The 26,946-nt window shown below is 71.4% G+C and carries 23 protein-coding genes and 1 tRNA gene; 6 read left to right on the top strand and 18 right to left on the bottom strand.

Annotation, left to right across the window (positions count from 1 at the left end):
- The gene (locus AB0L37_RS21540) at positions 1–903 is read right to left on the bottom strand and encodes a sugar ABC transporter permease (protein WP_365507615.1); all 903 of its coding nucleotides are present in this window, start codon (positions 901–903) and stop codon (positions 1–3) included.
- Positions 900–2,240: an extracellular solute-binding protein gene (locus AB0L37_RS21535; RefSeq protein ID WP_365507612.1), complete on the bottom strand. Its 1,341-nt coding sequence runs from the start codon at positions 2,238–2,240 to the stop codon at positions 900–902. Before AB0L37_RS21535 ends, AB0L37_RS21540 begins: the two co-directional genes overlap by 4 nt.
- Before the next feature lie 246 nt (positions 2,241–2,486).
- Here AB0L37_RS21535 and AB0L37_RS21530 point away from each other — a divergent pair, with 246 nt between their 5' ends.
- Both AB0L37_RS21530 and AB0L37_RS21525 read left to right on the top strand, forming a co-directional pair.
- Positions 2,487–4,934: a glycoside hydrolase family 3 N-terminal domain-containing protein gene (locus AB0L37_RS21530; RefSeq protein WP_365507610.1), complete on the top strand. Its 2,448-nt coding sequence runs from the start codon at positions 2,487–2,489 to the stop codon at positions 4,932–4,934.
- Positions 4,918–5,952 carry a LacI family DNA-binding transcriptional regulator gene (locus tag AB0L37_RS21525; protein WP_365507607.1) on the top strand — a complete coding sequence of 345 codons (1,035 nt, stop codon included), beginning with the start codon at positions 4,918–4,920 and terminating at the stop codon, positions 5,950–5,952. The genes AB0L37_RS21530 and AB0L37_RS21525 overlap by 17 nt, the downstream gene beginning before the upstream one ends.
- Before the next feature lie 214 nt (positions 5,953–6,166).
- Here AB0L37_RS21525 and AB0L37_RS21520 read toward each other — a convergent pair whose 3' ends face one another.
- Entirely contained in the window at positions 6,167–7,381 is a 1,215-nt protein-coding gene (locus AB0L37_RS21520; RefSeq protein WP_365507604.1) for an ROK family transcriptional regulator, read from the bottom strand.
- Positions 7,382–7,598: 217 nt separating this feature from the next.
- On the opposite strand from AB0L37_RS21520, the gene AB0L37_RS21515 reads away from it, so the two are divergent.
- A complete protein-coding gene (locus AB0L37_RS21515; protein ID WP_365507602.1) occupies positions 7,599–8,828 on the top strand; it encodes a sialidase family protein in 1,230 nt (409 codons plus the stop codon).
- A 35-nt stretch (positions 8,829–8,863) separates the two neighbouring features.
- Here AB0L37_RS21515 and AB0L37_RS21510 read toward each other — a convergent pair whose 3' ends face one another.
- The 5 genes from AB0L37_RS21510 to AB0L37_RS21490 all read right to left on the bottom strand — a co-directional run bounded on the left by AB0L37_RS21510 (position 8,864) and on the right by AB0L37_RS21490 (position 15,394).
- On the bottom strand, positions 8,864–9,463 hold the full coding sequence (locus AB0L37_RS21510; protein WP_365507600.1) for a DUF4822 domain-containing protein: 600 nt from the start codon (positions 9,461–9,463) through the stop codon (positions 8,864–8,866).
- Between the two features lie 244 nt (positions 9,464–9,707).
- Positions 9,708–11,678, bottom strand: coding sequence for an acetoacetate--CoA ligase (locus AB0L37_RS21505; RefSeq protein WP_365507598.1), 1,971 nt, complete (start codon positions 11,676–11,678; stop codon positions 9,708–9,710).
- Positions 11,675–13,246: a bifunctional 3-(3-hydroxy-phenyl)propionate/3-hydroxycinnamic acid hydroxylase gene (locus tag AB0L37_RS21500; RefSeq protein WP_365507595.1), complete on the bottom strand. Its 1,572-nt coding sequence runs from the start codon at positions 13,244–13,246 to the stop codon at positions 11,675–11,677. The genes AB0L37_RS21505 and AB0L37_RS21500 overlap by 4 nt, the downstream gene beginning before the upstream one ends.
- Positions 13,247–13,261: 15 nt before the next feature.
- Positions 13,262–14,200, bottom strand: coding sequence for a fumarylacetoacetate hydrolase family protein (locus AB0L37_RS21495; protein ID WP_365507593.1), 939 nt, complete (start codon positions 14,198–14,200; stop codon positions 13,262–13,264).
- 39 nt (positions 14,201–14,239) lie between these two features.
- On the bottom strand, positions 14,240–15,394 hold the full coding sequence (locus AB0L37_RS21490) for a VOC family protein (RefSeq protein WP_365507591.1): 1,155 nt from the start codon (positions 15,392–15,394) through the stop codon (positions 14,240–14,242).
- A 147-nt stretch (positions 15,395–15,541) separates the two neighbouring features.
- Between AB0L37_RS21490 and AB0L37_RS21485 the strand changes: the two genes are divergently transcribed.
- Complete coding sequence (locus tag AB0L37_RS21485; protein WP_365507589.1) at positions 15,542–16,177, top strand: TetR/AcrR family transcriptional regulator; 636 nt, start codon at positions 15,542–15,544, stop codon at positions 16,175–16,177.
- Positions 16,178–16,424: 247 nt separating this feature from the next.
- On the opposite strand, the gene AB0L37_RS21480 is transcribed toward AB0L37_RS21485, so the two are convergent.
- A tRNA-Pro gene (locus AB0L37_RS21480) sits at positions 16,425–16,498 on the bottom strand.
- A gap of 136 nt (positions 16,499–16,634) precedes the next feature.
- On the opposite strand from AB0L37_RS21480, the gene AB0L37_RS21475 reads away from it, so the two are divergent.
- Together AB0L37_RS21475 and AB0L37_RS21470 are read left to right on the top strand one after the other, a co-directional pair.
- On the top strand, positions 16,635–17,339 hold the full coding sequence (locus AB0L37_RS21475) for a transketolase (RefSeq protein ID WP_365507587.1): 705 nt from the start codon (positions 16,635–16,637) through the stop codon (positions 17,337–17,339).
- Between the two features lie 71 nt (positions 17,340–17,410).
- Positions 17,411–18,337, top strand: a complete 927-nt coding sequence (locus AB0L37_RS21470) for a transketolase (RefSeq protein WP_365507815.1) — start codon at positions 17,411–17,413, stop codon at positions 18,335–18,337.
- Here AB0L37_RS21470 and AB0L37_RS21465 read toward each other — a convergent pair.
- The 9 genes from AB0L37_RS21465 to AB0L37_RS21425 all read right to left on the bottom strand — a co-directional run bounded on the left by AB0L37_RS21465 (position 18,291) and on the right by AB0L37_RS21425 (position 26,913).
- Positions 18,291–19,601, bottom strand: coding sequence for an MFS transporter (locus tag AB0L37_RS21465; protein WP_365507585.1), 1,311 nt, complete (start codon positions 19,599–19,601; stop codon positions 18,291–18,293). The genes AB0L37_RS21470 and AB0L37_RS21465 overlap by 47 nt on opposite strands.
- A gap of 104 nt (positions 19,602–19,705) precedes the next feature.
- The gene (locus tag AB0L37_RS21460; RefSeq protein WP_365507582.1) at positions 19,706–20,065 is read right to left on the bottom strand and encodes an MmcQ/YjbR family DNA-binding protein; all 360 of its coding nucleotides are present in this window, start codon (positions 20,063–20,065) and stop codon (positions 19,706–19,708) included.
- A gap of 52 nt (positions 20,066–20,117) precedes the next feature.
- Entirely contained in the window at positions 20,118–21,071 is a 954-nt protein-coding gene (locus AB0L37_RS21455) for an alpha/beta hydrolase (protein ID WP_365507579.1), read from the bottom strand.
- A gap of 45 nt (positions 21,072–21,116) precedes the next feature.
- On the bottom strand, positions 21,117–21,659 hold the full coding sequence (locus AB0L37_RS21450; protein WP_365507813.1) for a GNAT family N-acetyltransferase: 543 nt from the start codon (positions 21,657–21,659) through the stop codon (positions 21,117–21,119).
- Between the two features lie 2 nt (positions 21,660–21,661).
- The gene (locus AB0L37_RS21445; RefSeq protein WP_365507576.1) at positions 21,662–22,267 is read right to left on the bottom strand and encodes an XRE family transcriptional regulator; all 606 of its coding nucleotides are present in this window, start codon (positions 22,265–22,267) and stop codon (positions 21,662–21,664) included.
- A gap of 78 nt (positions 22,268–22,345) precedes the next feature.
- The gene (locus AB0L37_RS21440) at positions 22,346–23,245 is read right to left on the bottom strand and encodes a LysR family transcriptional regulator (protein ID WP_365507574.1); all 900 of its coding nucleotides are present in this window, start codon (positions 23,243–23,245) and stop codon (positions 22,346–22,348) included.
- A 22-nt stretch (positions 23,246–23,267) separates the two neighbouring features.
- Positions 23,268–24,464 carry a glycine C-acetyltransferase gene (locus AB0L37_RS21435; protein ID WP_365507571.1) on the bottom strand — a complete coding sequence of 399 codons (1,197 nt, stop codon included), beginning with the start codon at positions 24,462–24,464 and terminating at the stop codon, positions 23,268–23,270.
- A gap of 37 nt (positions 24,465–24,501) precedes the next feature.
- Positions 24,502–25,530, bottom strand: a complete 1,029-nt coding sequence (tdh, locus tag AB0L37_RS21430) for an L-threonine 3-dehydrogenase (RefSeq protein ID WP_365507567.1) — start codon at positions 25,528–25,530, stop codon at positions 24,502–24,504.
- Between the two features lie 159 nt (positions 25,531–25,689).
- Positions 25,690–26,913: a Gfo/Idh/MocA family oxidoreductase gene (locus AB0L37_RS21425; protein WP_365507564.1), complete on the bottom strand. Its 1,224-nt coding sequence runs from the start codon at positions 26,911–26,913 to the stop codon at positions 25,690–25,692.
- Positions 26,914–26,946: the final 33 nt, after the last annotated feature.

Raw genomic sequence — 26,946 nt, 5'->3', positions numbered from 1 at the left:
TCACGCTCCCTCGAGCTGGCTCGCGGCGGCGTCCTTGCCGCCGAGCCGGCGCAGCAGGAGGGCGAAGGCGAGTCCCACCAGGACGAGGATGACCGCGATGGCGCTGGCCTGGCCCATCAGGTTGGCCTGGAAGCCCCGCTTGTACATGTCGAGTGCGAGGACGCGGGTGGCGTCTCCGGGGCCGCCCTCGGTCAGGACGTAGATCAGGTCGAAGAAGGTCAGTGATCCGACCACCATCAGCGTCGACGAGGTGATGATCGTGTACTTCAGCTGCGGCAGCGTGATGCTGAAGAACTGCCGGATCCGCCCTGCTCCGTCCAACTGGGCCGCCTCGTAGAGGGACTTGGGAATCTGCTGCACACCACCCTGGTAGATCAGCGAGTGGAACGGGACGAACTGCCAGGAGACGATGAAGATGACGACGCCGAAGGCGAGTCCCGGCCGCCCCAGCCAGTCCTTGCTCAGCGACTCGATCCCAAGGCCGGCGCCGAGCCCGAAGTTGGGATTGAGCAGCGCCTTGTACGCGACGGCGATGGCGGCGGAGCTGAGCAGCAGCGGGATGAAGTACACCACCCCGAGCAGCGCCCGGTAGCGCTGGCGTCCCGCCATGAACGTACCGAGCAGAATGCTCATCGGAGTCTGGAACGCCCAGGACGCGATCATCACCCCGAACGTCACCAACACGGCATGCGGCAGGTCGGGGTTGGTGAGCACGGACCGCCAACTGCTGAGCCCCGAGGGGTGGATGGCTCCGATGCCGTCCCAGGAGGTGAAGGACAGCGCGAAGACGCCGACGAGCGGCACGACGGCGAAACCCACGAAGAGCACCAGCGCCGGCACGGTCAGCCACGGCAGGATGCCGCGCTGACCGCGACGGCGCGGACGGGTGGCGAGCGAGGTCATGTCCCGATGACCTCGTTGAGGTTGGCGGCGAACTGCTTGGGAGAGATGGACAGTTGGAACAGCTTGACGATGTTGTCGAGCAGCGTCTCCGCCGCCGTCGGGCTCAGCGCCTGGTCCCAGGACTGGCTGAACGACTTGGCCTTGGTCGCGACGTCATAGGTGAACTGCAGGAACTCGTGGTCCTTGGAGGCGGCGAGCAGCTTCTCCGTGCCCAGCTTGATCGGGACGCCGCCGCCGTCGATCCACGCCTTCACCTCGGCGTCCTGCAACATGCCCTTGGCGAAGAACTCCTTGGCGACCTTCTTCTCGTCGGCGCTGGCCTTCGAGGAGATGGACAGGTACTCGCCAGGGTTGCCGACGGTGTTGCTCGGGTCGCCCTTGCCGCCCTCGACGCTCGGGAAGTTCATGAAGCCCAGGCCGCCGCTGGAGACGAAGTCGCCGCCGTCCTGCTTCTGGATGCCGTACGACCACGAGCCGTGCAGCATCATCGCCGCCTTCCCGGTGTACAGGAGGGCCTGGTCGGCATTGGAGTCGGCGGTGATCGACGAGAAGCCCTTGATGAAACCCCTGGCCTTGACGAGGTCCTGCACCATGCCCAGGGCCTTGATGGCGGCGGGGTTGGACCAGGCGTTCTTCTCACCGTCGAAGACGGCCTGGAACACCTCGGGCCCGCCGATGCGGTCGAAGAGGAACTCCAGCCACATCATGTTCGTCCAGCGGGACTGGCCGCCGAGGGAGAACGGCGCGATGCCCTTGGCGTTGAACTTGGGCACGAGGGACATGATGTCGTCCCACGACTGCGGCGGCTCCACGCCGACCTTGTCGAAGACCTTCTTGTTGTAGTAGAGGACGATGGGCTGCACCCGCTCGACGGGCATCGCGTAGATCTTGCCCTTCACGGTCGCCGCGGCGAACGCGGTGGGGAAGAGCTTGCTCTTGACCTCGGGGTGCTGCTCGAACCACGGGGTCAGATCCTCGACCTGGCCCGCTTCCACGTAGCTGCGCAGCGTCCCGCCGCCCCAGCTCTTGATGATGGTGGGCGCCTTCCCGGCACCGATCGCGGTCTTGATCTTCGTCTTGAACGCGTCGTTCTGGAAGGCGGTGCCGGCGATCTGGCTCTTGGGGTGGGCCTTGTTGAAGGCATCCACCACGTTCTTCCTGATGCCTTCGTCGGGCTGACCGCCCAGGTACCAGTACGTGGCTCCCTTGCCGCCCGCACCGTTCTTGGAGGGCCCTGACGATCCACAGGCCGCGAGCGCCGCGGAAAGCGGAACGCCGACGGCGATGCCGAGGGCGGACCGTCTGGCGATGGGACGTCGTGAGAGGGGGATTTCCATGTCTGTTCTCCGCACTCGAGAGCCGCCGACGACTCATGAGCCGCCGTGAAAACTTTTCGAAATCCAGTCAGCGTTCAGCCCGTGCATGCAAATTAGGTAGCGGCCAGGGGGCTGTCAAGGCATGCGCAACAACGTTGTGCCGCAAGGAAGTTCCCCTTAGCTTCAGATGGACACGACTCTCATGAACGCCACGGCGGATCTCGAAAACATTTCGAGATCCTGTGGCCGTAACAGAGGAGGATGCGGATGTCCGCGGCTGAATCACTTCCGGCGACGGGGCAGGCCGTGCCGCGCTGGCAGGACCCGGCGCTGCCCGTGTCCGACCGGGTCGAGGCGCTGCTCGCCGAGATGACAGTGGCGGAGAAGGTCGCGCAGCTCGGCAGCCGTTGGCTCGGCAACTTCATGGGGCAGGAAGCGGGCGACGACGACATCGGCGCCGACGGCGACGGCGAGACCGAGCGGCCTCAAGTGGCCCCGATGGAGGCCGTGTTCGAGGAGGCGGGACGCGTTCCGCTCGAAGAGGCGGCGCGGGACGGGCTCGGCCATCTCACGCGGGTGTACGGCAGCCGTCCGGTGAGCGTGGAGGAGGGCGCCGCTCTCCTGGTCGCGCAGCAGCACACCGTCGTCAAGGGGTCGCGGCTCGGCATCCCTGCCCTGGCCCACGAGGAGTGTCTCACCGGGTTCAACACCTACGGCGCCACCGTCCACCCCGCTCCGCTCGCGTGGGCGGCGACCTTCGACCCGGAGCTGGTGCGCCGCCTCGGCGGGGTGATCGGGCGGGACCTGCGCGCGGCCGGTGTGCACCAGGGGCTCGCACCGGTCCTGGACGTGGTGCGGGACTACCGATGGGGCCGCGTCGAGGAGACCATGGGCGAGGACCCCTACCTCGTGTCGATGCTCGGTGCCGCGTACGTCAGCGGGGTGGAGGGCGCGGGCGTCATCGCCACGCTGAAGCACTTCGCCGGGTACTCGGCCGCGCGCGGTGCCCGCAACCACGGCCCCGTGCCCATGGGCCGCCGCGAACTGATGGACGTCATCCTGCCGCCGTTCGAGACCGCGATCGCGGTGGGCGGCGCCCGCTCCGTGATGAACTCCTACTCCGACATCGACGGCGTCCCGGCTGGCGCCGACCCCTGGCTGCTGACGCAACTGCTGCGCGACGAGTGGGGGTTCACCGGAACGGTCGTCTCCGACTACGGGTCGCTCGCGTTCCTCGCCGGCCTGCACGGGGTGGCGGCCGACTTCGGCGAAGCGGGCGTCCTGGCACTCGACGCGGGCGTCGACGTGGAGCTGCCGGACACGCTCACCTACGGCCGTCACCTGGAGGAACGGGTCGAACGGGGTGAGCTGCCCGAGTCACTGCTCGACCGGGCGGTACGCCGACTGCTCACCCAGAAGGTCGAGTTGGGCCTCCTCGACCCCGGCTGGACACCCGAGGGTGCTCTCGCCCAGGCCGCGGCGAGGGACCTGGACTCGCCGGAGAACCGGGAGCTGGCCCGCGAGTTGGCCGAGCGGTCCGTGATCCTGCTCGACGCGGGCAGCGCGCTGCCGCTGGTCGACGCCGGCGCGGGGCGCACCGCGCCGGCCCGGGTCGCCGTGGTGGGGCCCTGCGCGGCCGATGCGCGCACCCTGATGGGCTGTTACGCCTTCCCGAACCATGTGCTGCCCCGCCACCCCGGCCTGCCGCTCGGCATCTCGGCGCCGACCGTCGTGGAGGCGCTGCGCGCTGAATTCCCGGACACCGAGCTCGTCTTCGAGCCGGGCTGCGACGTGCGCGAGGAGGACCGGTCCGGTTTCGCCGCGGCGGCGGCCGCGGCCCGCGACGCGGAGCTGTGCATCGCCGTGGTGGGCGACCGCGCCGGCCTGTTCGGCAACGGCACGTCGGGCGAGGGATGCGACGTGGAGGACCTGCAACTGCCCGGCGTACAGGCGGAGTTGTTGGCGGAACTGTTCGCCACCGGGACGCCCGTGGTCGTGGTCGTGCTCTCCGGCCGCCCGTACGCCCTGGGCGAGGTGCATCCGCGGTCCGCCGGGCTCGTCCAGGCGTTCATGCCGGGGCAGGAGGGCGCGGCGGCGATCGCCGGAGTGCTGTCGGGACGCATCCAGCCGGCAGGGCGGCTGCCGGTACAGATTCCGCGCCGCCCCGGCGGCCAGCCCGGCACGTACCTGCAACCGCCCCTCGGCGCGCACACGCAGGGCATCAGCAGCGTCGACCCGACACCGCTGTTCCCGTTCGGCTACGGCGGCTCGTACACCACCTTCGAGATCGACGACCTTCACGTGAGCGCGCACGACGTCCCCACCGACGGCGAGTTCACGGTGTCGGTACGGGTGCGCAACACCGGCGCCAGGCCGGGACGCGAGGTCGTCCAGCTGTACCTGCGCGACACCGTCGCCCAAGTCAGCCGCCCTGTGCGGCAGTTGACCGGCTTCACACAAGTGGAGCTGCTCCCGGGGGCGAGTGCGCGGGTGGCCTTCAGGGTGCACGCCGACCGGACCGCGTTCACCGGCCGCGCTCTCACCCGGATCGTCGAGCCCGGCGAGGTGGAGGTGCAGGTCGGCGCCTCGTCGCAGCATCTGCCCTGCCGGGCTGCCGTACGATTGACGGGCCCCACCCGGGAGGTCGGCCACGACCGGCGGCTCACCACGCCGGTGGACGTAACCCTGGAAGAAGCCGATGCCACCGCACGCTAGACGCACCACCCTGGCGACCATCGCCCGCGAGGCGGGGGTGTCCGTGGCGACCGTGTCGAAAGTGGTCAACGACCGCAGTGACGTGGCGCCGCACACCCGCGCCCGGGTGCAGGAACTGCTGCGCCAGCACGAGTACCTGGCCCCGGTGTTCCGGTACACCGAGACCGCCCGGAGCCTGACGATCGAGGTGCAGTTCAACAACGACCTCAAGACGTACTCGGCCGAGGCGCTCGAGGGCATCATCGAGGCCGCCGCCGAACTGGGCGTCTCCGTCGTGATCAGCAAGGTGTCGTCGCCCGCCCCGCACTGGGCCCGGGACCTCGTGTCGGCCGGACGGCGCGCCCTGATAGCGGTCACCAGCATGTACACGGCCACGCATGTCAGGGAGTTGGCCAGGGCCGGGCTTCCGCTGGTCGTCCTCGACCCGCTGCATCTGCCGCACAACCGGGTCCACAGCGTCGGGGCCACCAACTTCGCCGGCGGCCTGGCCGCGACCGAGCATCTGCTCCGTCTCGGCCACCGCCGCGTCGGCTATCTCGGCGGGCCGACCATGGCCGTGTGCAACCAGGCCCGTATGCACGGCTACCGCGCCGCCCTGGAGGCGGCGGGCGCCCCGACTCCCTCCGCGTACGTCCGGCACGGCGAGTTCACCCACCGCACCGGCCTGCTCGGCGCCGCCGCACTCCTCGACCTGGACGAACCACCGACGGCGCTCTTCGCGGGCAACGACGAGATCGCCCTCGGCATCATCGAGGCGGCCCGCTCCCGCGGCCTGCGCATCCCCGAGGACCTGAGCGTGGTCGGCTTCGACGACACCCACCTGTCCCGGATGGCGTCGCCGCCCCTCACCACCGTGCGCCAGCCACTGCGCGAGATGGGCGGCATCGCACTCCGTACCGCGCTGCGCCTGGCGAACAACGAGCGCGTCGAATCCCACCACATCGAACTCGCCACGGAACTGGTCGTACGACAGTCCACGGCACCGCCCCCGCCGGAGGCATCGTCGACGCGGGCGTAGCCGCGCTCGAAGACACCCCGACTCAGACCGCCGAGGTTGTCGAGGACCGCGTTCCGCGCCTGCGCCATGGCCGCCTCGATGTGGGCGTTCGCTGTGAGTCGGCGGACGATCTGGCTCACGGTGATGCGCAGCGCCTGGTTGTGGATCCCCCAGGGGCTGGGAGGCAAGGACGATCCCGAGGCCGTACTTGCGGGGCGACCTCGTCCCGCGGAATCTAGGCGGGCGTGCGCACGCGTTCGGCGAGCGCGGCAGGCGATCGGGCCAGGATGAGCGCCGCGGCGCCGAGGACCTCGGCGCGGTCCCCGAGACTTCCGGTGATGACCCGTGCCGTCGCGGCGGCGCCCGGCAGGCTGTGGCGGTGGATGGCGGTGCGGATCGGGTCCAGCAACGCCTCGTGTGCGGCGGCGAGTTCACCGCCGACGACCACCAGTTCCGGGTTGAGGACGTTCACGACCGACGCCAGGGCGAGCCCGACGGCCTCGCCGGCGTCGGCCACGGCCCGCAGCGCCCGCCGGTCGCCGGCCGCGATCAGGCTGAACAGTTGCTCCCCGGCGGGCCGGTCGACGACGTGCTCGATCTCCCGCGCCACCGCGACAGGACTGGCGACCGTCTCCAGGCACCCCCGGTTGCCGCACCGGCAGATGGCGCCGTCGCGTCTGACGCAGACGTGGCCGATCTCTCCGGCGATGCCGCGGGCACCGCGGTAGGGCCGGCCGTCGAGTATGAGTCCGGCCCCGACACCGGCCGAGAGCCGTACGTAGATCATGTCGTCGACGCCCTGACCGGCGCCGAAGACGTTCTCGCCGAGCGCGCCGGCGTCGGCGTCGTTGGCCAGCTGCACCGGCACGCCGAGCCGTCCCTGCATCTCGGTCGCGGGAACGACGCCCTGCCAGCCGGGGAGAATGCCGTCCGCCCTGATCGCCCCCGTGTCCGGATCGATCGGCGAGGCCAGGCCGATGCCGGCGCCTAGCACCCGCCGAGGGTCGACGTCGGCGTCGCGCAACGCCCGCTGGACCAGGTCGTACGCAAGGTCCAGGGTCGCCGCGGGTGCCTCGTCGACGTGCGCCGGGGACCACTGCTCGGCGACCGGTTTGCCGGCGAGATCGCAGACGATCACGCGGACGTGCCGGTGGCCGATGTCGATGCCGATCGCGTAGGCCGCGCCCGGCGCCAGTGAGAGCAGCGTGGGCCGTCGTCCGGTGCCGTGGCGGCGCCGCTCCTCGTCGGGAGCCTCGTACTCGCGGATGAGCTCGGCGCTCTCGAGCTCTTCGGCCACGCTCGACACTGTGCCGCGCGAGAGGCCGGTGCGCCGGGCGATCTCGGTCCGGCTGCAGCCCGGATGGAGGTAGATCGACTCGATCACGCGCAGCCGGTTGAGGTCGCGCATGCCGAGGGACGGCGGCGAGGGGATGCCCACTGGCTGGATCACGGCCCGAAGCCTAGTTCAACGCCGCTGATCCGAATCCATACAGGCACACCCCTGTCTTGCCAAAGGTCGTCACAATCAAGCTCTTTGACATCGCCTCAGGCGGCTTGTTCCTCCAACTTACGTCAAATCACGCCCAGTTGAGGCGCACGGACATTGACATGACGTCAGAGTTGCACATAACTTCCCGGCAGCCGATCTAGTAGAGCGAAGGTGAACCATGGGACATGGTCGTAACTCGCAGCAGATCGAACCGAACGACGGACAGCCGGCGGACGGCGCAGCTCACCGCAGCGCCCGCCTGACCCGCCGGGCGTTGCTCGGCACCGGCTCGGCGGCGGTCGCGGCGCTGTCCCTGGGCGCGTCGGGGTCGGCGTTCGCGGCGCCGACGAGCACCTCGCGGGGCGCGGGCCCGTTCGGCCCCGTCACGGTGGCCGACCCGGAGTCGGGCGGGTCGTACGCGCGGGCCGTGTTCCTCGGCGCGCAGCGACCGGGCGGCCGGGGGGCCGTGCTGGCGACGTTCCAGCAGTTCGGCTCCACGGGGCCGGGCGGCTTCCCGATCCACCGCAGCACCGACGGCGGCCGCACCTGGAGCCCGTACAGCAATGTGCCCGTGGGCGGCGAGGCCGGCAGGCGCTGGTTGCAGCCGCACCTCTACGAACTCCCCCGTGCCTTCGCCGGTTTCCCCCAGGGCACAGTGCTGTGCGCCGCCAACTCGCTGGACGACACGAGCACCCGGATGGTGGTGTACGCGAGCGTCGACCGCGGCCTGACCTGGCGATACCTGAGCACGGTCGCGGAGGGCGGCGCGCCCAGGGCGGAGAACGGCAACACACCGGTGTGGGAGCCGTTCCTGCTGCTCCACCACGACCGGCTCGTCTGCTACTACTCCGACCAGCGCGACCCGGGCTACGGGCAGAAGCTGGCGCACCAGACCAGCAAGGACCTGCGCACCTGGGGCCCCGTCGTCAACGACGCGAGAGGTACGGAGTACAGCCTGCGGCCCGGCATGACCACGGTCGCCCAACTGCCGCGCGGGCTATGGATCATGACGTACGAGTTTGGTCTCCCCGACGGCACCTACCACGTGCGCTACCGGCTCGCCCACGACCCGGAGTCGTTCGACTCGGCACCGGAGCACGCACTCCTCGACCAGGACGGGAACGCCCCGAACGGCGCCCCGACCGTGTCGTGGTCGCCGGCCGGCGGCCCCCTGGGCACCATCGTCGTCACCGACAACGACAACCAGGACTTCTTCGTCAACCGCGCCCTGGGCGACCCCGCCGAGTGGACGCGCCTGCCCTCGCCGATGCCCCGCGGCTACAGCCGCCAGACCATCCCGCTGACCGGCCCGGGCCCGCGGGACGGGCAGGGCCTCGTCTTCGTCATCACCGGCTCCCCCTACGCCGAACGGACCCCGGTCCGGGCCGGCGTCATCCGGCTGGCCTGACGCCTCGGACCACAGCTCGATTCAGCGGATCGCGATCAGTGGGCGTTGCCGTTGTTGAAGTGGTACTCGCCGTTGCCGCCCTGGTTGCCGTGGGCGCCGGGGCCTCGGCCGTCGGTGCCGGGCTCCACGTGGTTGGTCCTGGTGTGGACGATGTCGTAGTACACGCTGGTGTCGGCCGCGTTCGGGTAGATGCGGTACGTGAACACGTTCTTGTCGAGCTGGGTGATCGGAACGGTGCGCTGGAAGAGCACGTTGCCGTTCGCGTCCTTCGCGTTGATCCAGCGCTCGGAGCCGTCGGGGGTGACGGTCCAGTCACCGTGCATCTTGGGGCTGTCGTCGAGGTTGTACATGGCGTACGTGCCGTCGGCGTCGAAGTAGGCCCAGCCCACGAAGTTCGACACAGCGGGGTCGTCGAGGGCGACGCGGTTGCCGTCCTGGTCGACGGCCCTGGTGGTCTTCCACGGGGTGGAGGCGAGCACGTCGGAGGGGGTCGCGTCCTTCTGCGCCACGGATGCGGATGCCGGTGCGGCGGGCCCCTCGGCGGCCATGGCCGTGGCGGGCACCAGGCCTGCCACGGCGACCGCGATCGCGGAGGCGGTGAGAGCGGAGCGGCGGGAGATGCGGTTGATGTTCATGGCCCCCACGCTAGGTACGGCTCCGGGGCGGGCATGTCATCCGATCGGCTATTGATGGATGCTCCGTCTTGCCGATTCGCGACCGGGCCACGACCACGCGACGGCCGCACAACGACTCCACACGGGAAAGGCCGCCTCTGCCAAACGGCAGAAACGGCCTCCGACCCGCAAGAAGCTGGTCGGGACGACAGGATTCGAATCTGCGCCCCCTTGCCCCTCAGTACGCGCCGTGCTGAGCGTCGGCTCAGCCTGTGCGTCGGGCGCGGCGCTCTGCTCCCAGCCGGGCGTAGTGGTCGATCAGCTCGGGGTCGTCCACTGCGCCGGGGTTGACGACGTCCTCCATCGGCACGCCCTGGAGCAGGCGCTTCACGGGGACCTCCAGCTTCTTGCCGGTGCGGGTGTGCGGGATCGCGGGGACTTCGAGGATCTCGTCGGGGACATGGCGGGGCGAGGCGCCCTCGCGGACGGCCGCGCGGATCCGCTCGCGCAGGGCGTCGTCGAGGGTGGCTCCGGGCGCGGGGACGACGAACAGGGGCATCCAGTAGCCGCCGTCCGGCTCCTCCGCGCCGATGACCAACGCCTCGGCGATCTGGGGGAGTTGCTCCACGACGTCGTGGATGTCGGCGCTGCCGAGGCGGACTCCGTTGCGGTTGAGGGTGGAGTCGGAGCGGCCGTGGACGATCACGGATCCGTGCCCGGTGAGGGTGATCCAGTCGCCGTGCCGCCACACGCCCGGATACGCGCCGAAGTAGGCGTCGTGGAACCGGCTGCCGTCGGGGTCGTTCCAGAAGCACAGCGGCATGGACGGCATCGGCCGGGTGACGACCAGCTCACCGACCTCGTCGACGACCGGGCGCCCTTCGGTGTCGTACGCGGCGAGCGCGACACCGAGGTTCGGCGCGGAGAGTTCGCCCGCCCACACGGGTGTCGTCGGCGCGCTGCCCGCGAAGCCGGAGACCACGTCGGTACCGCCGCTGCCGGAGGCGAGCTGGATGTGCGCGCCCACATGGTCGCGCACCCAGGGGTAGGCGGAGGCGGGCAGAGTGGAGCCGGTGCAGCCGATGCTGCGCAGGGCCGACAGGTCGTACGTGCTCGGCGTGATGCCGAACTTGGCCATCCCCAGCAGGTATTGGGGGCTGGTGCCGAAGACGGTGACCCGGTGGCGTGCGGCGAGGTCCCACAGGATGTCGGGGCGGGCGTGCGGTGCGGGGCTGCCGTCGTACGTGCACGGCGTGGCCCCGGTCAGGAGGGTGGAGGCGACGAGGTTCCACATCATCCAGTGGGTCGTCGTGTACCAGAGGAGGCGCTCGCCGGGACCGAGGTCGCTCTGCAGGCCGAGGGTCTTGAGGTGCTCCAGGAGGACGCCGCCGTGGCCGTGGACGATGCCCTTGGGCAGGCCGGTGGTGCCGGAGGAGAACACGATCCACAGGGGGTGGTCGAACGGTACGTCGGTGCAGGTGAGTTGCTCGGTGCGGCCGGTCGCGTCCTGCCAGGAGACCATAGGCCCGTGCTGCCGGCCGGTGTCCCGGCCGAGCCCGATGTGGTCCACCAGGACAGTGGCCTTCAGGGTCGGCAGCGCGCGGGTCAGTTCGCCGGTGGCCGCGCTGCGGTCGTGCGCGGTGCCGTTGAAGTGGTAGCCGTCGGCGGCGACGAGGACGGCCGGTTCAAGCTGGGCGAAGCGGTCGGCGGCGGCCGTCGGGGCGTAGTCCTGGCCGCAGACCGACCAGACGGCACCGAGACTCGCGGTGGCGAGGAACGCGACGATGGCGTGCGGGGTGTTGGGGAGGTAGCCGACGACCCGGTCGCCCTCCCCGACCCCGAGATCACGCAGCGTCGCCGCCAGGGAGGCGACCTGGGAACGGAGTTGACCACCCGTCACCTCATAACTCGCGCCGGTCTCGTCGAGCGCGACGATCGCCGTTGCGTCCGGCCGCAGGTGGCGCAGGGCGTGGTGGGCGTAGTTGAGGGTGGCGCCGGGGAACCACCGGGCGCCGGGCATCTTCTCCTCGGCCAGCACCCGCTCGAAGGGCGTGGCCGCGTCGATGGCGAAGTAGTCCCAGACCGCGCCCCAGAACCCTTCGAGGTCCGTGACCGACCAGCGGTGCAGGGCGGCGTGGTCGGTGGGGTCGATGCCGTGGAGGCGCGCGAAGTCCGCGATGCGGCTGTCCCCGGCGGTGTCCGGGTCGGGAAGCCAGAACGGGGCGGTGGCGGTCATGGGGCACTGCTCCTCTGTACGGGTTCGGCGGGACGGGTGGTGCACAGCAGGGGGGCCCAGACCGCCCGGCCGGGGAAGTCGGCGCCGCCCGCGGGGACGGCGTCGAGGACGACTCGGTCGGGGCGCAGCAGGACCGCCTCCGCCCGGCCGCGCCTGAGCCAGGCGGCGACGGTGCCGTCGTCACGGATCGCCTGCGCGTCGACGAGCGGGGCGCCGATGCCTTCGGCGAGGGCCCGCAGGGTCGGGGTGGACGGCGTGGCCGTCACGACGGCGAAGGAGTCGCCGAGTACGGCGTCGAACCGGGTGCGGGCCCCGTCGGCGTCCACCCAGGGCTGTGGGCACGGGGTGCCACCGAGCCGGCTGCGGTGCACGAGCGGGCCGACGGGCAGGGCGCGGGTCATGTTGCGGCCGGCCAGGGTCGTGACGCCGGGGATGCGGCACAGGGCGGAGACGGCCGTCCGGCGCAGTGCGGCGGCGCGGTCCTGGCCGCCGGTCATGGCCCAGCCGGTGGCGACGGCGAGCCGGATGACATGGCGTGCGTGCGGTTTGCGTTCCCGCTCGTACGTGTCGAGGAGCCTTTCGTCGGCGCCTTGTCGGAGGACGCGGGCGAGTTTCCAGGTCAGGTTGGAGGCGTCGCGCAGTCCGGTGCACAGCCCCTGCCCGACGAACGGCGGGGTGAGGTGGGCCGCGTCGCCGAGCAGGAAGATCCGCCCCCGGGACCAGTGGTCGGCGACGGCGGCGCGGAAGGTGTACTGCGCCTGCCGGAGCACCTTGAGGTCCGCCGCGTCCGCGAGGTCGGTCCACGGGGCGACCAGGGCCCGCAGCCGCTCGTGGTCCAGGTCCGCGCCCTGGCCGTCCGGGAGCCGGAACTCCCAGCGGTAACGGTCCTCGCCGACCCTCATGAAGGTGGCGGGCCGCTGCGGATCGCAGACCTGGTCGACGCCCTCCCAGCAGCGGACGGGCGCCTTGGTCGTCACGTCGATGACGGTCCATCGCTCTTCGAAGCGCAGGTCCTCCCAGCGCGCGCCGATGGCGTCGCGCGTCAGGCTGCCCGCGCCGTCGCAGCCGAGCACGGCATCGGCGTTCAGGACGTGGTCGCCGTCGTCGTCGCGGTAGGCCACCCGGACCGTGGCGGCGCTCTTCTGCGCGACGGCGGTCACCTCGGCGCCGCCGATCAGTTCGGACTCCGGGCGCGCGTCGAGTGCGGCGCGCAGCGCCCGCTCCAGTTGCGGCTGGTCGAACATGCTCGTCTCCGGGAAACCGTGGTGGCCTTCCGGGGAGCGCCGGAACTCGGCGATGCGCCGGTGCCGGCTGTCGAGGAGCCGCAGCCCCCGGCCCGGCCGGGCGAGAGCGGCGAAGGCGTCGGCGACCCCCGCGGCCTGGAGTATGCGACGTACCTCGTCGTCCATGGCCACGGCACGGGGCAAGGGATAGACGTCCCTGTGCCGCTCCAGGACGACGCTGCGCACGCCGCGCCGGGCGAGCAGAAGGGCGGCGGTGACGCCCACCGGACCGGCGCCGATGATCACGACGGGGACGTGGGCCGGTGCGGATGGCTGCGCTGTCATGTCACTCCCCTGTCGTCAGTGGGCGTAGGAGACGGGGGTGCGCTGCTCGCCGAGGTCGATGCGCCCGTCGGGCGTGGCGATGGCGGCGGTGACGAGGTCGCCCTCGTGCAGGTAGTGCGGGTTCTTGGCCTGCCCCTTGAAGAATGCGTTCCACTTCACGGCGGGCGGCAGCAACGCCCCGATCTTCTCGATGGCCTTCGGCGGCGCCTTGAGGGCCGTGCCACCGGGCGTTCCGGTCAGCAGCAGGTCACCGGGGGCGAGCTCCTGGAACCGGGCCAGGAGGGTCAGCGCCTGCGCGGGGCGGACGATCATGTCGGCGAGGGTGCGGTCCTGGCGCAGCTCGCCGTTGACGGTCAGCCGCAGCCGCAGGTCGAGGAGGTGGGCGAAGTCCTCCGGCTCCAGGAGCGTGAGATACGGGCCGGTGGGGGTGAAGGTGGGGTAGGACTTGCTCTCGTAGAACTGGGTCCGGGTCAGCTGGATGTCGCGGGCGCTGACGTCGTTGGTGATCACGAGTCCGGCCACGTACGTGGCGAGGTCCCGTTCCTCGACGACGGTGCCGTCGGGCAGCGGCGCGCCCATGACCAGGCCGAGTTCGATCTCGTAGTCGAGAAGCTTCACGTGGGCGGGGCGGACGACGGTGTCCCGGGGCCCGCTGACGGAGCCGGACGCCTTGCGGAAGAAGGCGGGCGGGAACTCTCCGATGAATCCCGAATCCCGGGCGTGGCTGCGGTAGTTGACCATCTGGGCGACGACCCGGCAGGGCGTGGTGACCGGCGAGACCGGGTCCAGGTCCGCGACCGCCGCGCCGGCGTCCTTGGAAGCGGCGGCCGCGTGCACGGCGGCGCGGTCGGCGAGCAGGCCGGCGGTGGTGTCCGCTGTGGTGTCGATACGGACGGCACGCGTGTCGCGGACCACCCACCAGCCGTCGGCGGTGCGCAGGATGTTCGTACTCATGTCAGTGCCTCTGTCGATGGGGGTGAGGGCGGGGCGGGGTCAGGAGTTGGTGGCCTTGAGCAGGCCGAGCAGGCGGGCGGGGTCGAGTTCGTTGTCGCCGCGCAGGGTGCGCACGACCTCCCGGACCCGGGACGGGGACGGGCTCGCGCCGAGGAAGTCGCGGGTGGCGGGCGGGCCCCACTGGGCGAGGCCGCTCGTCGACATGGGCGCCCAGCCGGGTGCGAGGTCGGAGGCGAAGAGGTCGCCGTCGGCGAAGTGTTCCAGCATGAAGCGGTCGGGGTCGCGCCAGTAGTCGAAGATCTGGCTGCCCTGGATGTGCCGTCCGATGCCCCAACTGCGCTGGTATCCGCGCTCATTGAGGTACTCGCCACCCGCAGCGAGCGCGTCGAGGTCGGTGACCTGGTAGGCGGAGTGGACGTATCCGCACGCCGGGCCGAGGTGCATCGCGAGGGTGTGATGGTCGACCGGGACGGTGCCCTGGTCGCAGCGGATGAAGGCCATGGTGGGGCCGCGCTCACGCTGTCCGTCGAGGAAGAGGAAGTCGGACACAATCATGCCGAGCGTGTCGAGGTACCAGTCCAGGGCCCGCGCGAACACGTTGGTCTCCAGGACGACATGCCCCAGGCGCTGGATGCGGGACGGCTCGCGGGGCGGGCGCTGCGGGGTGTTCACCCGCGGGTGGCCGGTGCCGAAGTTGAGGAGTTGCGGCTGCTGGCCGGGCAGTTCGGCCAGTTCCTCGCCGCAGTGCACGACACGCACCCGGAACCCGGACGGATCGAGGAGATCGACCGTCCGGCCGCCGCCCGGGACGTCCGCCTCGCGGGCCGCCGCGCCGGTCACCCGGGCGAGCCGGTCCAGGTCGGCAGGCTCGGCCGCGCGGAAAGCCGGACCGATGAAACGCGAGGCGCGACCGCGCCGGATCACCATGCACGGCGATCCCGCGAACGTGCCGCGCAGCCAGAGCTCACGCTCGGTGCGGGCCGCCACGCCGAAGCCGAAGTCGCGCGCGAAGACCTCGGCGCGGTCGAGATCCGGCTTCTCGAACTCCAGCCAGGCCAGGTCCGCCACCTTGATCACGGGGTTCCGGGACCGGCCCGAGTGCTCGCCCCGCAGGGCTCCCGCCTCGCTGTGAAGGTTCTGATGGGCGGTCGCGGCGTCGGGGGCGAAGGCCCCGTGGACGCGGGATTCGGACATGGTGCCCTCCAACGCAACGTCTTTGTCTTGATGAAATCATCAACTCTGAGCACGCCATCGTCAAGGCGCCGGAAGCCCCGGGACGCACCTTTCTGATGAATCCATCAGATCTGGGAGCGCGCCCGTAACGCGACTAGAATTCCCTGCATGCCTACGTCAGCCCCGCCCGGCAACCGTTTCGAACGGCGACGCGCCGAGACCCGCGGCGCACTCGTGCGCGCGGCCCGGCAGATCCTCGCCGAGCCCGGGGACGCCAGCCCCAGCATCCAGGCGATCGCGGAGCGCGCCGATGTCGGCTTCGGCTCGTTCTACAACCACTTCGAGTCGAAGGCAGAGCTGTTCGACGCGGCGGTGGTGGACGCCCTGGAGGAGTTCGGTCGGTCCTTCGACGCATCTTTGACCGGCATCGACGATCCCGCGGAGCTCGTCGCGGCGGGCTTCCGGCTCAGCGCCCGCATGGCCGACTCGCACCCCGAGCTGATGCAGGTCCTGCGCCGCCACGGGCTCGAGCATCTGCACTCCGAGCGGGGGCTCACCCCGCGGGCCCTGCGCGACTTGGAGGCCGGCATGACGTCCGGCCGGTTCACGGTCACCGATCCGACAACCGCCCTGTACGCGCTGGGCGGGAGCCTGCTGTCCCTGATCGAACTGCGCTTCGCCCGCCCCGAGCTCGACGGCGACGAAGCGGCGTCGAACCTCGCCGAGATGGCCCTGCGCATGCTGGGCGTCCCCGCCGCCGACGCCCACGACGTCGCCCGGCGCCCCCTGCCGCACCTGGCGTGACCCGTCCCTCCGGCCGAACCACGCCACCGAGCCGCCGTCCGCGTCCAGCACGGTGACGTAGTCGGCGAAGACGAGCCGCGCCTTCGGCGGTTCATGAAGCAGACACGAGTGGAATGCATGCGCAGGGAACCGAATATGTGCGCATCGCGGCGAGTGGGAGCAAACAGCCCGGGGGACAGTGGCTGCAACAGAAAAAGGGCCGTTCGAAAACGGCCCTTCACCTGCGACGTTCGATAGCTCGAACTAGTCGGGACGACAGGATTTGAACCTGCGACCCCTTGACCCCCAGTCAAGTGCGCTACCAAGCTGCGCCACGTCCCGGTGCTCGCTGACCTGGGCTTTCCCCTGGCCGAACGCGCACGGAAACCATACCGCACTCGGGGCCGTGGTCGCGCATCCCTTTCGGGGGCGGGGACGGGTTGACCTCAAGTTTGGTTGAGGTTGCAGGGTGGTCGGCATGACGACGACAGCGGTGCGTGGACGTGAGTACGGGTACGGGGACCTCTCCCGGCTGATGAGCCTGATGACCGGGGACGAGAAGCACGGGCCCGCCGCGACCTCGACTCTCGATGTGCTGTGGGTGCTCTACGACCGGGTGCTGCGGGTCGGGCCCGGGAGTGTGGACGCGCCGGGGCGGGATCGGTTCCTGTTGTCCAAGGGGCACGGGCCGATGGCCTACTACGCGGTGCTCGCCGCGAAGGGGTTCGTACCGGTCGAGTGGCTGAGCGGGTTCGGGGCGTACGGGTCGCGGCTCGGGCACCACCCGGACCGGGTGCTCGTGCCGGGCGTGGAGATCGGCAGCGGGTCGCTGGGGCACGGACTGCCCCTCGCGGTCGGCACGGCGCTCGGGCTGCGGGCGCAGGGGCTGGACGAGCCCGCCGTCTGGACGCTGGTCGGCGACGCCGAGCTGGACGAGGGGAGCAATCACGAGGCCATCGCGTTCGCCGGGGCCGTCGGCCTGGAGCGGCTGCACGCCGTCGTGATCGACAACCTCAGCGCCACGTACGGCAGGGCCGGCGGGATCGCGGCCCGCTTCGAGGCCGCGGGCTGGTCCACCCTGGCCGTCGACGGCCGTGATCATGACGCGCTGTACGAGGCCTTCAGCGCTCCGCACGGCGGGCGGCCGCATGTGGTCGTCGCCCGTGTCGAGGCGAAGTTCTGACGAGCCCGTCCCCAGAAAAACTCCCCCACGCCCCCACGCCCCCACGCCCCCAGAAGGAGCTTTCCATGTCGATGGACACCATGCGTGACCGTTTCGCTCCCGTCGTCTCCCGGCTGCTCGACAAGGACCCACGGGTCGCCGTCGTGCTCGCCGAGATCGGGGTCGCGCCGTTCGCGGAGGCCGCGCGGCGGCATCCGCAGCGGGTGATCAACGTCGGGATCCGGGAGCAGTTGCTCGTCGGCGCCGGGGCCGGCCTCGCGCTCACCGGGCTGCGGCCGGTGCTGCACACCTTCGCCAGTTTCCTCGTGGAGCGGCCCTTCGAGCAGGTCAAGCTGGACTTCGGGCACCAGGACGTGGGCGGGGTACTGGTGAGCGCCGCGGGGTCGTACGACGTGTCGGCCGGCGGTTTCACGCACATGGCACCCGGCGATGTGGCGCTCCTCGACACGTTGGACGGGTGGAGCGTGCAGGTGCCGGGGCATCCGGACGAGGCCGAGACGCTGCTGCGGCATGCCGTCGGCTCGGGCGACGAGCGGGCGTACGTGCGGCTCTCCGTGCAGGCCAACCGGGAGGCGCTCCCCGTCGACGGCGAGCGATTCCTGTCAGTGCGGGAGGGGCGGCGAGGGGTCGTCGTCGCCGTGGGGCCGATGCTCGACAACGTGCTCGCCGCGACCGAGGGGCTCGACGTGAGCGTGCTGTACGCGACCACGGTGCGGCCCTTCGACGCGCGAGCCCTGCGGCGGGCCGTGGCGGGGGCCGACGCCGCGGATGTGGTGCTGGTCGAGCCGTATCTCGCGGGCACGTCGACCGCCGCCGCGAACGACGCGCTCTCCGATGTGCCGCACCGGGTGCTCGGGCTCGGCGTGGGGCGGCGCGAGCTGCGGCGCTATGGACGGATCGAGGAGCATGTCGCCGCGCACGGGCTCGACGCGGCGTCGCTGCGGGAGCGGATCAGCGGGTTCTTGTATCGGGGCGCGCCCGTTCCCGTTCCCGCCTAGGGAGCGCGAGGGACGGCTCGGTCTTCGCGTCGGCCCGTACGAGTCCTCGTACGGCGGGGATCGCGAGCAGGGCCGTGGCGCAGAGGACCGTGACGCCGCCGCCCGCGAGCAGCACGTGCCGGGTGCCGAAGGCGCCGGACGCCGGGCCCGCGAGGGCCTGGCCGACCGGGGCCATGGCGAGGGAGCCGGCGACGTCGTACGCGTGGATGCGGTTGAGGACCTCGTGCGGGACCTGGGTCTGCACGCTGGTCGCCCACATCACGCCCCAGAACGACATGCCGGTGCCGGCGATCAGACAACCCGCCATCATCCACGGGACGTCGAGGCCCGCGCCGACCACCGCCGGGAACAGGGCGAACGCGAACAGGGCGAGGGAGCCTGCGCGCAGCATGCGGCGCGGTCGCAGGCGCAGGGCGATGAGACCGCCGACGACGGTGCCCGCGCCGAGGGCGGCGTTGACGAGGCCGTACGCGCGCGGGCCGTGTTCCTGGGTGATCTCCGTCGCGATGAGGGGGACGGCCGGACCCGACGCCCCGATCTGCAGCACACACCACACGGCTATGACTCCCCAGAGCCACTGCCGCGCGCTGAACTCGCGCCAGCCGTCGGCGAGTTCGGTGCGGAAGCGGGTGCGCACGGCCTTGGTGCCGGGGGCCGCCGGAGGCAGCCGCAGGAGGATCAGGCACAGGCCGCTCAGCGCGTATGTACCGGCGTGCGCGGCGAAGACCAGGCCCGGGGAGGCGAAGGCGACGAGGAGGCCCGCGACGGCCGGGCCCGCGAGCTGGGACCCCGACTCGGCGACCCGGATCGCGCCGTTCGCCGCCTGGACGTCGGCGGCGAGGCGGGGCACGGTGCTGGCGACGCCGGGCTGGAAGATCGCGGAGGCCGCGCCGTTGACCGCGCCGATGACGCAGATCTCCCAGAGCACGACGTGGCCGGTGAAGAACATGACGGCGGCCAGCGACTGGCTGATCAGGCGCGTGGCGTCCGCGCCGATCATCAGCAGCCGGGTGCTGAACCGGTCCGCGAAGACGCCGCCGAAGATGACGAGTCCGGCGAAGCAGGCGACGGACGAGGCCATGGCGAGGCCGACGGCGCCCGCCCCGTATCCGTACTGGAGCAGGCCGGCGGCGAGGGCCACGGGCAGCATCGTCTCGCCGAGCTTGGCGAGGGCGCGCGCGGTGAAGAAGAGACCGAAGTCGCGGGACCAGATGCTCCGTGACCGGCGTGGTCCCAGCGATTGCCGTGGTGCCGCCTCGCCCATGCCCGCCCCGTCTTCTCCCGGCGCCGCTCCGCAGCGCCGCCTCGTCGTCCCCGCCCCTGTGAGGCGGATGATGCCATGGCGGACCGTGCACGCCCCACGTATTTTCAGTCCGTGGGCGGGAGGCCCAACTCCGGGTGTGCTTCGAGGAGTCGGGGCGGTGCGGCCTGGCGCCAGGAGTCGGCGAGGACGGCGCGCAGCTCGTCGGCGTCGTCGAGGGCCGCGAGTCTGGCCCGGACCCAGGCGAAGGACGCCTCGTGGTCGGCGATCCAGAACTTCTTCGGCTCCGCCAGGACCAGTTCGTCGCGCTCCACCTTCGGGCAGCGCACGGCGATCGACGTCTCCTCCTCGGGCAGCGTGGCGAACATCTTGCCCGCGACCCGGAACGTGGGCATGCTCCAGGCGATCTTCTCCGTCGTCTCCGGCAGCGACAGGGCGATGGTGCGTACATCCTCGGCGTCCAGCATGGAGAAACCGTAGCCAAGGGCACTGACAACGGCCGCCGACCCGATCAGCGGGTCACAGGACGCGTTTGTCCAGCCAGGCCGTCAGGTCGTCCTGGACCTCGTCGCGGTTGGTCTCGTTGAGGATCTCGTGGCGGGCGCCCTCGTAACCCTTCCACGTGAGGTCCTCCACGCCCACGTACCGGAAGTCCTCCAGGAGTTCGTGGACCAGGGTCATGTGCTGGTTGCAGGGGTCCTCGGTGCCGACCGCGACGTGGACCGGCAGATCGGTGGGGATGCGGGCGAGGTTCGCCGGGTCGTTGATACGGCGCACGGCGCGGACCCAGTCCAGGGACAGCCCCGCCGAGAAGGGGAACCCGCAGCGCTCGTCGGCGACGTACGTGTCGACCTCCGTCTCGTCCCGCGAGAGCCACTCGAAGCCGGTGCGGTGCTCGTACGGGTCGTTGAAGGAGGCGAAGAGGTCGGGGACGTAGGAGGAGAGGGCGGCGCGGCCGTCGCGGGCGATCTCGGCCTCCAGGCGCGCGATCGAGCCCTCGTTGTCGGCGCCGGGCAGGGAGCGGAAGGTGCCGGAGAGGATGAGGCCGACGAGGTCGTCCGCGTGGCGCTGGGCGTAATCGCGCGCGAGGAGCGAGCCGAGGCTGTGGCCGAACAGGACGAAGGGGACGTCGGCGTGCAGGGCCCGCGCCTGGTCGCCGATCGCCTTGAGGTCCTCGACGATCGACTCCCAGGCGTCGACGGTGCCGGGTTCGGCGTCGTCCGTGACGCGGTAGCCGCCGGTGGACTGGGCGGTGGCGCCATGGCCGCGGTGGTCGGAGGCGATGACGCCGTAGCCGTGGGCGGTGAGGTGGCGGGCGAACCGGTCGTAGCGCAGGGCGTGCTCGGCCGCGCCGTGGGCGATCTGCACGAACGCGCGGGGCCTGCCGCCGTCCGGGAGCCAGGTGTACGTGGCCACGGCCGCGCCGTCGCCGGTGCTCAGCGCGCTCGTGGTGTGCGCGGGGGTGTCGGTCATGGGTGCTCCTGTCCAGGTGGGCCTTGGGCCGGGCGGCGACCCCCTTCACCTCCCCTTTTCGTCGGCCTCCATGCCTGGGCGCTTGTAGAAGAGCGTCGTCGGGCGCGGGACGCCGGAGGGATCGAGGGCGTAGTCGGGGATGACACCGACCTCGGTCCAGCCGGCCGTGCGGTACAGGGGCTCGGCGGGGCTGCCGGTCTCGGTGTCGAGGACGAGCAGGGTGATGCCCGCGTCCGCCGCGGCCCGTTCGGCGGTGGCGAGCAGAGTCCGGCCGAGGCCCTGGCCGCGCGCCTTCTCGTGCACCATCAGCTTGACGACCTCGGCGCGGTGCGTGCCGTTGGACCAGTCGGTGAAGGCGAGCGAGACCGTGCCGACGCAGCGGCCCGCGCCGTCCCTGGCGACCCAGACGGCGAGGCCGCCTCGGTCGACGGCGGGTGCGCGCTCGCGCCACCAGGTGGTGGCGTCGGCCGCCGTGAGGCCGGAGAGGAATCCGAGCGAGCTGCCACCGGCCACGACGTCGGCGAGCAGTTCGCCCAAGTCGCTGACGCAAGAGAGGAACTGATCGAGCGTCAGCCGTACGACGACGATGCTCACGGCAGCACCACCACGAGCGCGTACCGGACGCCTTCGGGGCCCGGGCAGTGGAAGTGCGTGGGACCCCAGAGTCGGAAACGGAGGCAGTCTCCGGCGGTCAGGGTGTGCGTGATGCCCTGCACGGTCAGGTCGAGGCGCCCTTCGAGGACCCAGATGTGCTGTTCGAGGCCGGGCACGGGCGGGCGGTCGTAGGCGATGTCGGCGTACGGTTCGAGGCTGCCCTCGACCACTTCGGCGCGCAGTCCGGCGAGCGGCGGCGACACGGAGCGGCGCACGAAGCCGGTCGCGTCGTCGCGCCACACGGGCTGGTCGGCGGCGCGGACGACCTGGGCCGGGGCCGACTCGACCTCGCTCAGGAGCTGCGACATGGTCCGCCCGTAGACGGCGCACAGCCGGTTGAGGAGGGCGGCCGTGGGGCTGATCTCGGCGCGTTCGGCGCGTGACAGCGTGGATCTGCTCACCCCGCTGCGGTCGGCCAACTCGCCCAGGGACCAGCCGTGTTCGGCCCGCAGCTCGGCCAGGCGGGAGCCGAGCCGGGCGTCGACGGGGTCCGATTCAGGGCCGGGTTCGGCGGGGGCGGACCCCGCGCTCTCGCGTCTCATATTCGGCACGATATCCCAGATATGAAACAGTGAGGTTACGGAAGTCGTGGATCCCTCGGGCACGGAGCCCCAGGGCGGTCACGCCGCCGCTTCGCCGAGGGCGTCGAGGACCGGGCGGATCAGCGGATGCGTCTCCGCCCCGTGGCGGACCGCCGCGAAGACCTTGCGGGTCGGGGCGACCCCCTCGATCGGGCGGACGACGACCTCCGTCAGGTCCATGCCGATCAGCGCCGAACGCGGCACGAGGGCGACGCCCGCGCCCGCCGTGGCGAGCGCGACGACCGCGCGGAAGTCGTCCGAGGAGTGCTCGAACTGCGGGGAGAACCCGGCGTGTTCGCAGGCGAGGACGACGACGTCGTGGCACGGGTTGCCCGGGTAGGGGCCGATCCAGGTGTCCTTCGCGAGTTCGGCGACCGGGACCCGCTCGGCGGCGGCCAGGCGGTGCGCGACGGGCAGCACCGCGTCGAACGGCTCCGCGTACAGCGGTACGCGCGTGATCCGGTCGTCGTCGGCGCCGGGCGCGCCCCGGTACTCGACGGCGACGGCGACGTCGATCTGCCGCTCGAGGAGCATCGGCAGGCTCGCGTCGCCCTCCGCGTCGCGGACCCGGACCCGGATGCCGGGCGCGGACCGCGACAGATGCGCGAGGGCCGGGCCGACGACCAGGCCGATGCCCGTGGCGAAGGACGCGAGGGTGACCGTGCCGGCCTCGCCGGTGCTGTACGCGGCGAGCTCGGCCTCGGCGCGCTCCAGCTGGGCGAGGACGGCGTTCGTGTGCGTGAGCAGGATCTCGCCGGCCGGGGTGAGCCGGACGCCGCGCGCGCCGCGCTCGACCAGCTTGTGGCCCGTCTCCTGCTCCAGGGCGGTGAGCTGCTGGGACACCGCGGACGGGGTCAGATACAGCGCGGCGGCCGCAGCCGTGACCGTACGGTGGTCGGCCACCGCCCGGAGGATGTGCAGTCGCCGCGCTTCGATCATGTCTCCGATTGTCGCAAACCGGTCAGCCGAGCTGCGCGCGGGCGTCGACGAACGCGTCCACGGCCCGGTTCACGTCCTCCGTGGAGTGTGCGGCGGACAGCTGGACGCGGATGCGGGCCTGGCCCTGCGGCACGACCGGGTACGAGAAGCCGATCACGTACACGCCGCGCTCCAGGAGCAGCTCGGCCATGCGCCCTGCGACGGTGGCGTCGCCGAACATCACGGGCGCGATGGCGTGGTCGCCGGGCAGGACGTCGAACCCCTCGGCCGTCATCCGCTCGCGGAACAGCTTGGTGTTGGCGGCGAGCTGTTCGCGCAGGTCACCGGCCGACTCCAGGAGGTCGATGACCTTCAGGGAGGCCGCCGCGATGACCGGGGCGAGACTGTTGGAGAAGAGGTAGGGGCGCGAGCGCTGGCGCAGCAGGGCGACGATCTCGGCGCGGGCCGCGACATAGCCGCCGGAGGCGCCGCCGAGGGCCTTGCCGAGGGTGCCGGTGATGATGTCGACGCGGTCCATGACGCCGTGCAGCTCGGGGGTGCCGCGGCCGCCGGGGCCGACGAAGCCGACGGCGTGCGAGTCGTCGACCATGACCATGGCGTCGTAGCGCTCGGCGAGGTCGCAGATGTCCCCCAGGGGCGCCACGTAGCCGTCCATGGAGAAGACGCCGTCGGTGACGATCAGCTTGCGCCGGGCGCCCGCCTCGGTCGCGGCCTTGAGCTGGGCTTCGAGGTCGGCCATGTCGCGGTTCGCGTAGCGGAAGCGCTTGGCCTTGGACAGCCGGATGCCGTCGATGATCGAGGCGTGGTTGAGGGCGTCGGAGATCACGGCGTCCTCGGGGCCGAGGATCGTCTCGAAGACGCCGCCGTTGGCGTCGAAGCAGGAGGAGTAGAGGATCGTGTCCTCCTGGCCGAGGAAGGCGGAAAGGCGCGCCTCCAGCTCCTTGTGGACCTCCTGCGTGCCGCAGATGAAGCGGACGGAGGCCATGCCGTAGCCCCAGCGGTCGAGGGCCGCGTGCCCGGCGGCGATGACCTCGGGGTGGTCGGCGAGGCCGAGGTAGTTGTTGGCGCAGAAGTTCAGCACCTCGCCCGGCTTGCCGCCCGCGGTGACGCCGACAGTGGCGGACTGGGGGGTGCCGATGACCCGCTCGGGCTTGTGCAGGCCGGCGGCGACGATCTCGTCGAGGGTGTTCTGGAGGTCTTCGCGTACGTTGTCGAACATGCCGTGAGTCCTTAAGTCCTGTGTGCGCGGGGGGAGTTCAGGAGGTCCAGTCGAGGATGACCTTGCCGCCGCGGCCGCTCGCCGCGTCGTCGAAGGCCGCGTCGAAGTCGGTGTACGCGTAACGGCCGGTGATCACCGGGCCGAGGTCGAGGCCGCCTTCGAGGAGGACGGACATCGCGTACCAGGTCTCGAACATCTCGCGGCCGTAGATGCCCTTGATGGTGATCATCGAGGTGACGATCCGGGCCCAGTCGACGGCGAACTCCTGCGACGGCAGGCCGAGCATGGCGATCTTGCCGCCGTGGGTCATGTTGGCGAGCATGTCGCGCATCGCGACGGGGTTGCCGGACATCTCCAGGCCGATGTCGAAGCCCTCGCGCAGGCCGAGCGCGCGCTGGCCGTCCGCGATGGTCCCGGAGGCGACGTTCAGGGCGAGGCTCACGCCGATCTTCCGGGCGAGCTCCAGGCGCTCCTCGCTGACGTCGGTGATGACGACGTTGCGGGCGCCGGCGTGCTGGGCGACGGCGGCGGCCATCAGGCCGATCGGGCCCGCACCGGTGATCAGGACGTCCTCGCCGACGAGCGGGAAGGACAGGGCGGTGTGCACGGCGTTGCCGAACGGGTCGAAGATCGCGGCGACGTCGAGGTCGACGGGCACACGGTGCACCCACACGTTCGAGGCGGGCAGCGCGACGTACTCGGCGAACGCTCCGTCGCGGCCGACGCCGAGGCCGACGGTGGCGCGGCACAGGTGGCGGCGCCCGGCGAGGCAGTTGCGGCACTTGCCGCAGACGAGGTGGCCCTCGCCGCTGACCCGGTCGCCGACGGCGATGTCCTGCACGTCGCGACCGGTCTCGACGACCTCGCCGGCGAACTCGTGGCCCACGACGAGCGGCGCGCTGATGGTCGACTGCGCCCAGCCGTCCCAGCTGCGGATGTGCAGGTCGGTGCCGCAGATGCCGGTCCGCAGGACCTTGATCAGTACGTCACCGGGGCCGATGGACGGCTCCGGGACGTCCGTCAGCCACAGTCCCGGTTCGGCCTTCTCCTTGACCAGCGCCTTCAACGGATCGGCTCCTGTCGTCGCGCACGCGGGCAGCGCGAGGCGGCCCGCACACGGGGAAGAGTGAGTGGAGGTGGCGGCGAGGAAGCCGCCACCCCGGACTCTTCCCTACGGCGGGGCCCCGGGTCCATCGAGGTTTTCTTAAGCGCCGCCGCAGCTTTCCTACAGGCCGTGCTCTTCGGGTGCCGGACGGGTCTGCCCGCGCTCGAAGTACGCGGTCAGGCCGGGGTCCAGGGGCGGCACCTCGCGCGGTGTGCCGCCGTCCCGCAGCGACTCGGTGGCCCGTACGCCCGCCGCGACGGCCATCCGGGCGGCGACGGGTGACGTGTCGGTGGTGCCGCCGTCGCGCACGAACCGTACGAACTCGTCGATCAGGAGCGGGTCGGCGCCGCCGTGCCTGCCCTCGTCCTGGACGTCGGGCACGGGGTACGCGGCGTCGGCCTCGGCCCGGTACGTCGAGCGGCGGCTGTTCCACACCTTGACCACTCCCCCGGGCCCGTCGCCGAAGTTCTCCAGGCGGCCCGCGTCGCCGATCACGGTGTAGTTGCGCCAGTAGTCGGGGGTGAAGTGGCACTGCTGGTAGGCGGCCAGCACCCCGTTGTCCAGGCGCATGTTGACCATCGAGACGTCCTCGATGTCGATGACCGGGTTGAGGCCGCGCTGGGTGTGCGGCGGCCAGTGGCCGTCCCTCGTGTACCAGTCGTCGTGCTTGGGTTCGCCGGGCTCGCGGCGGTGCGGGTTGTCGCCGTAGACCATGAGGTCGCCGAAGGCCTGCACCTGCCGGGTGTAACCGTGCGCGAGCCAGTGCAGGACGTCGATGTCGTGGGCGGCCTTCTGGAGCAACAGACTTGTGGTGTACCGCCGTTCGGCGTGCCAGTCCTTGAAGTACCAGTCGCCGCCGTAGCCGACGAAGTGACGTACCCACACGGTCTTGACCTCGCCGATCTCGCCGCGCGCGATGATGTCGCGCATCAGCCGGACGACCGGCATGTGCCGCATGTTGTGCCCCACGTACAGGCGCGTCCCGGTCTCGTACGCGGTGCGCAGGATCTCGTCGCAGCGTTCGATCGTGATGTCGAGGGGCTTCTCGACGAAGACCGGCTTGCCCGCCTTGAGCGCCTCGCAGGCCAGGGCGGCGTGGGTGTGGTCGGGGGTGAGGACGAGGATCGCGTCGACGTCGGGGTCGCCGATCACCTTCGCGTGGTCGGTGGAGACGAGCGCGCCGGGGAACGCCAGGGCGGCTTCCGTGCGCGCCGCCGCGTCGTGGTCGGCGAGCGCGGTGACCCGGGAGCCGGCCCCCGGCCGGTGGGCGGTGCGGGCGATCGAGCCGCGCAGCCCGTAGCCGAGGACGCCGAGCCCGAGGTCGCCGGCCGGGGTGTCGGTCATGACGTAACCGCCTTTCGTGGCAGGAGTGCCGGG

Origin of the sequence: Streptomyces sp. NPDC052225 (assembly GCF_040679615.1) — a bacterium.
GTDB lineage: Bacteria > Actinomycetota > Actinomycetes > Streptomycetales > Streptomycetaceae > Streptomyces.
This window is presented reverse-complemented; position numbering and strand designations above follow the sequence as displayed.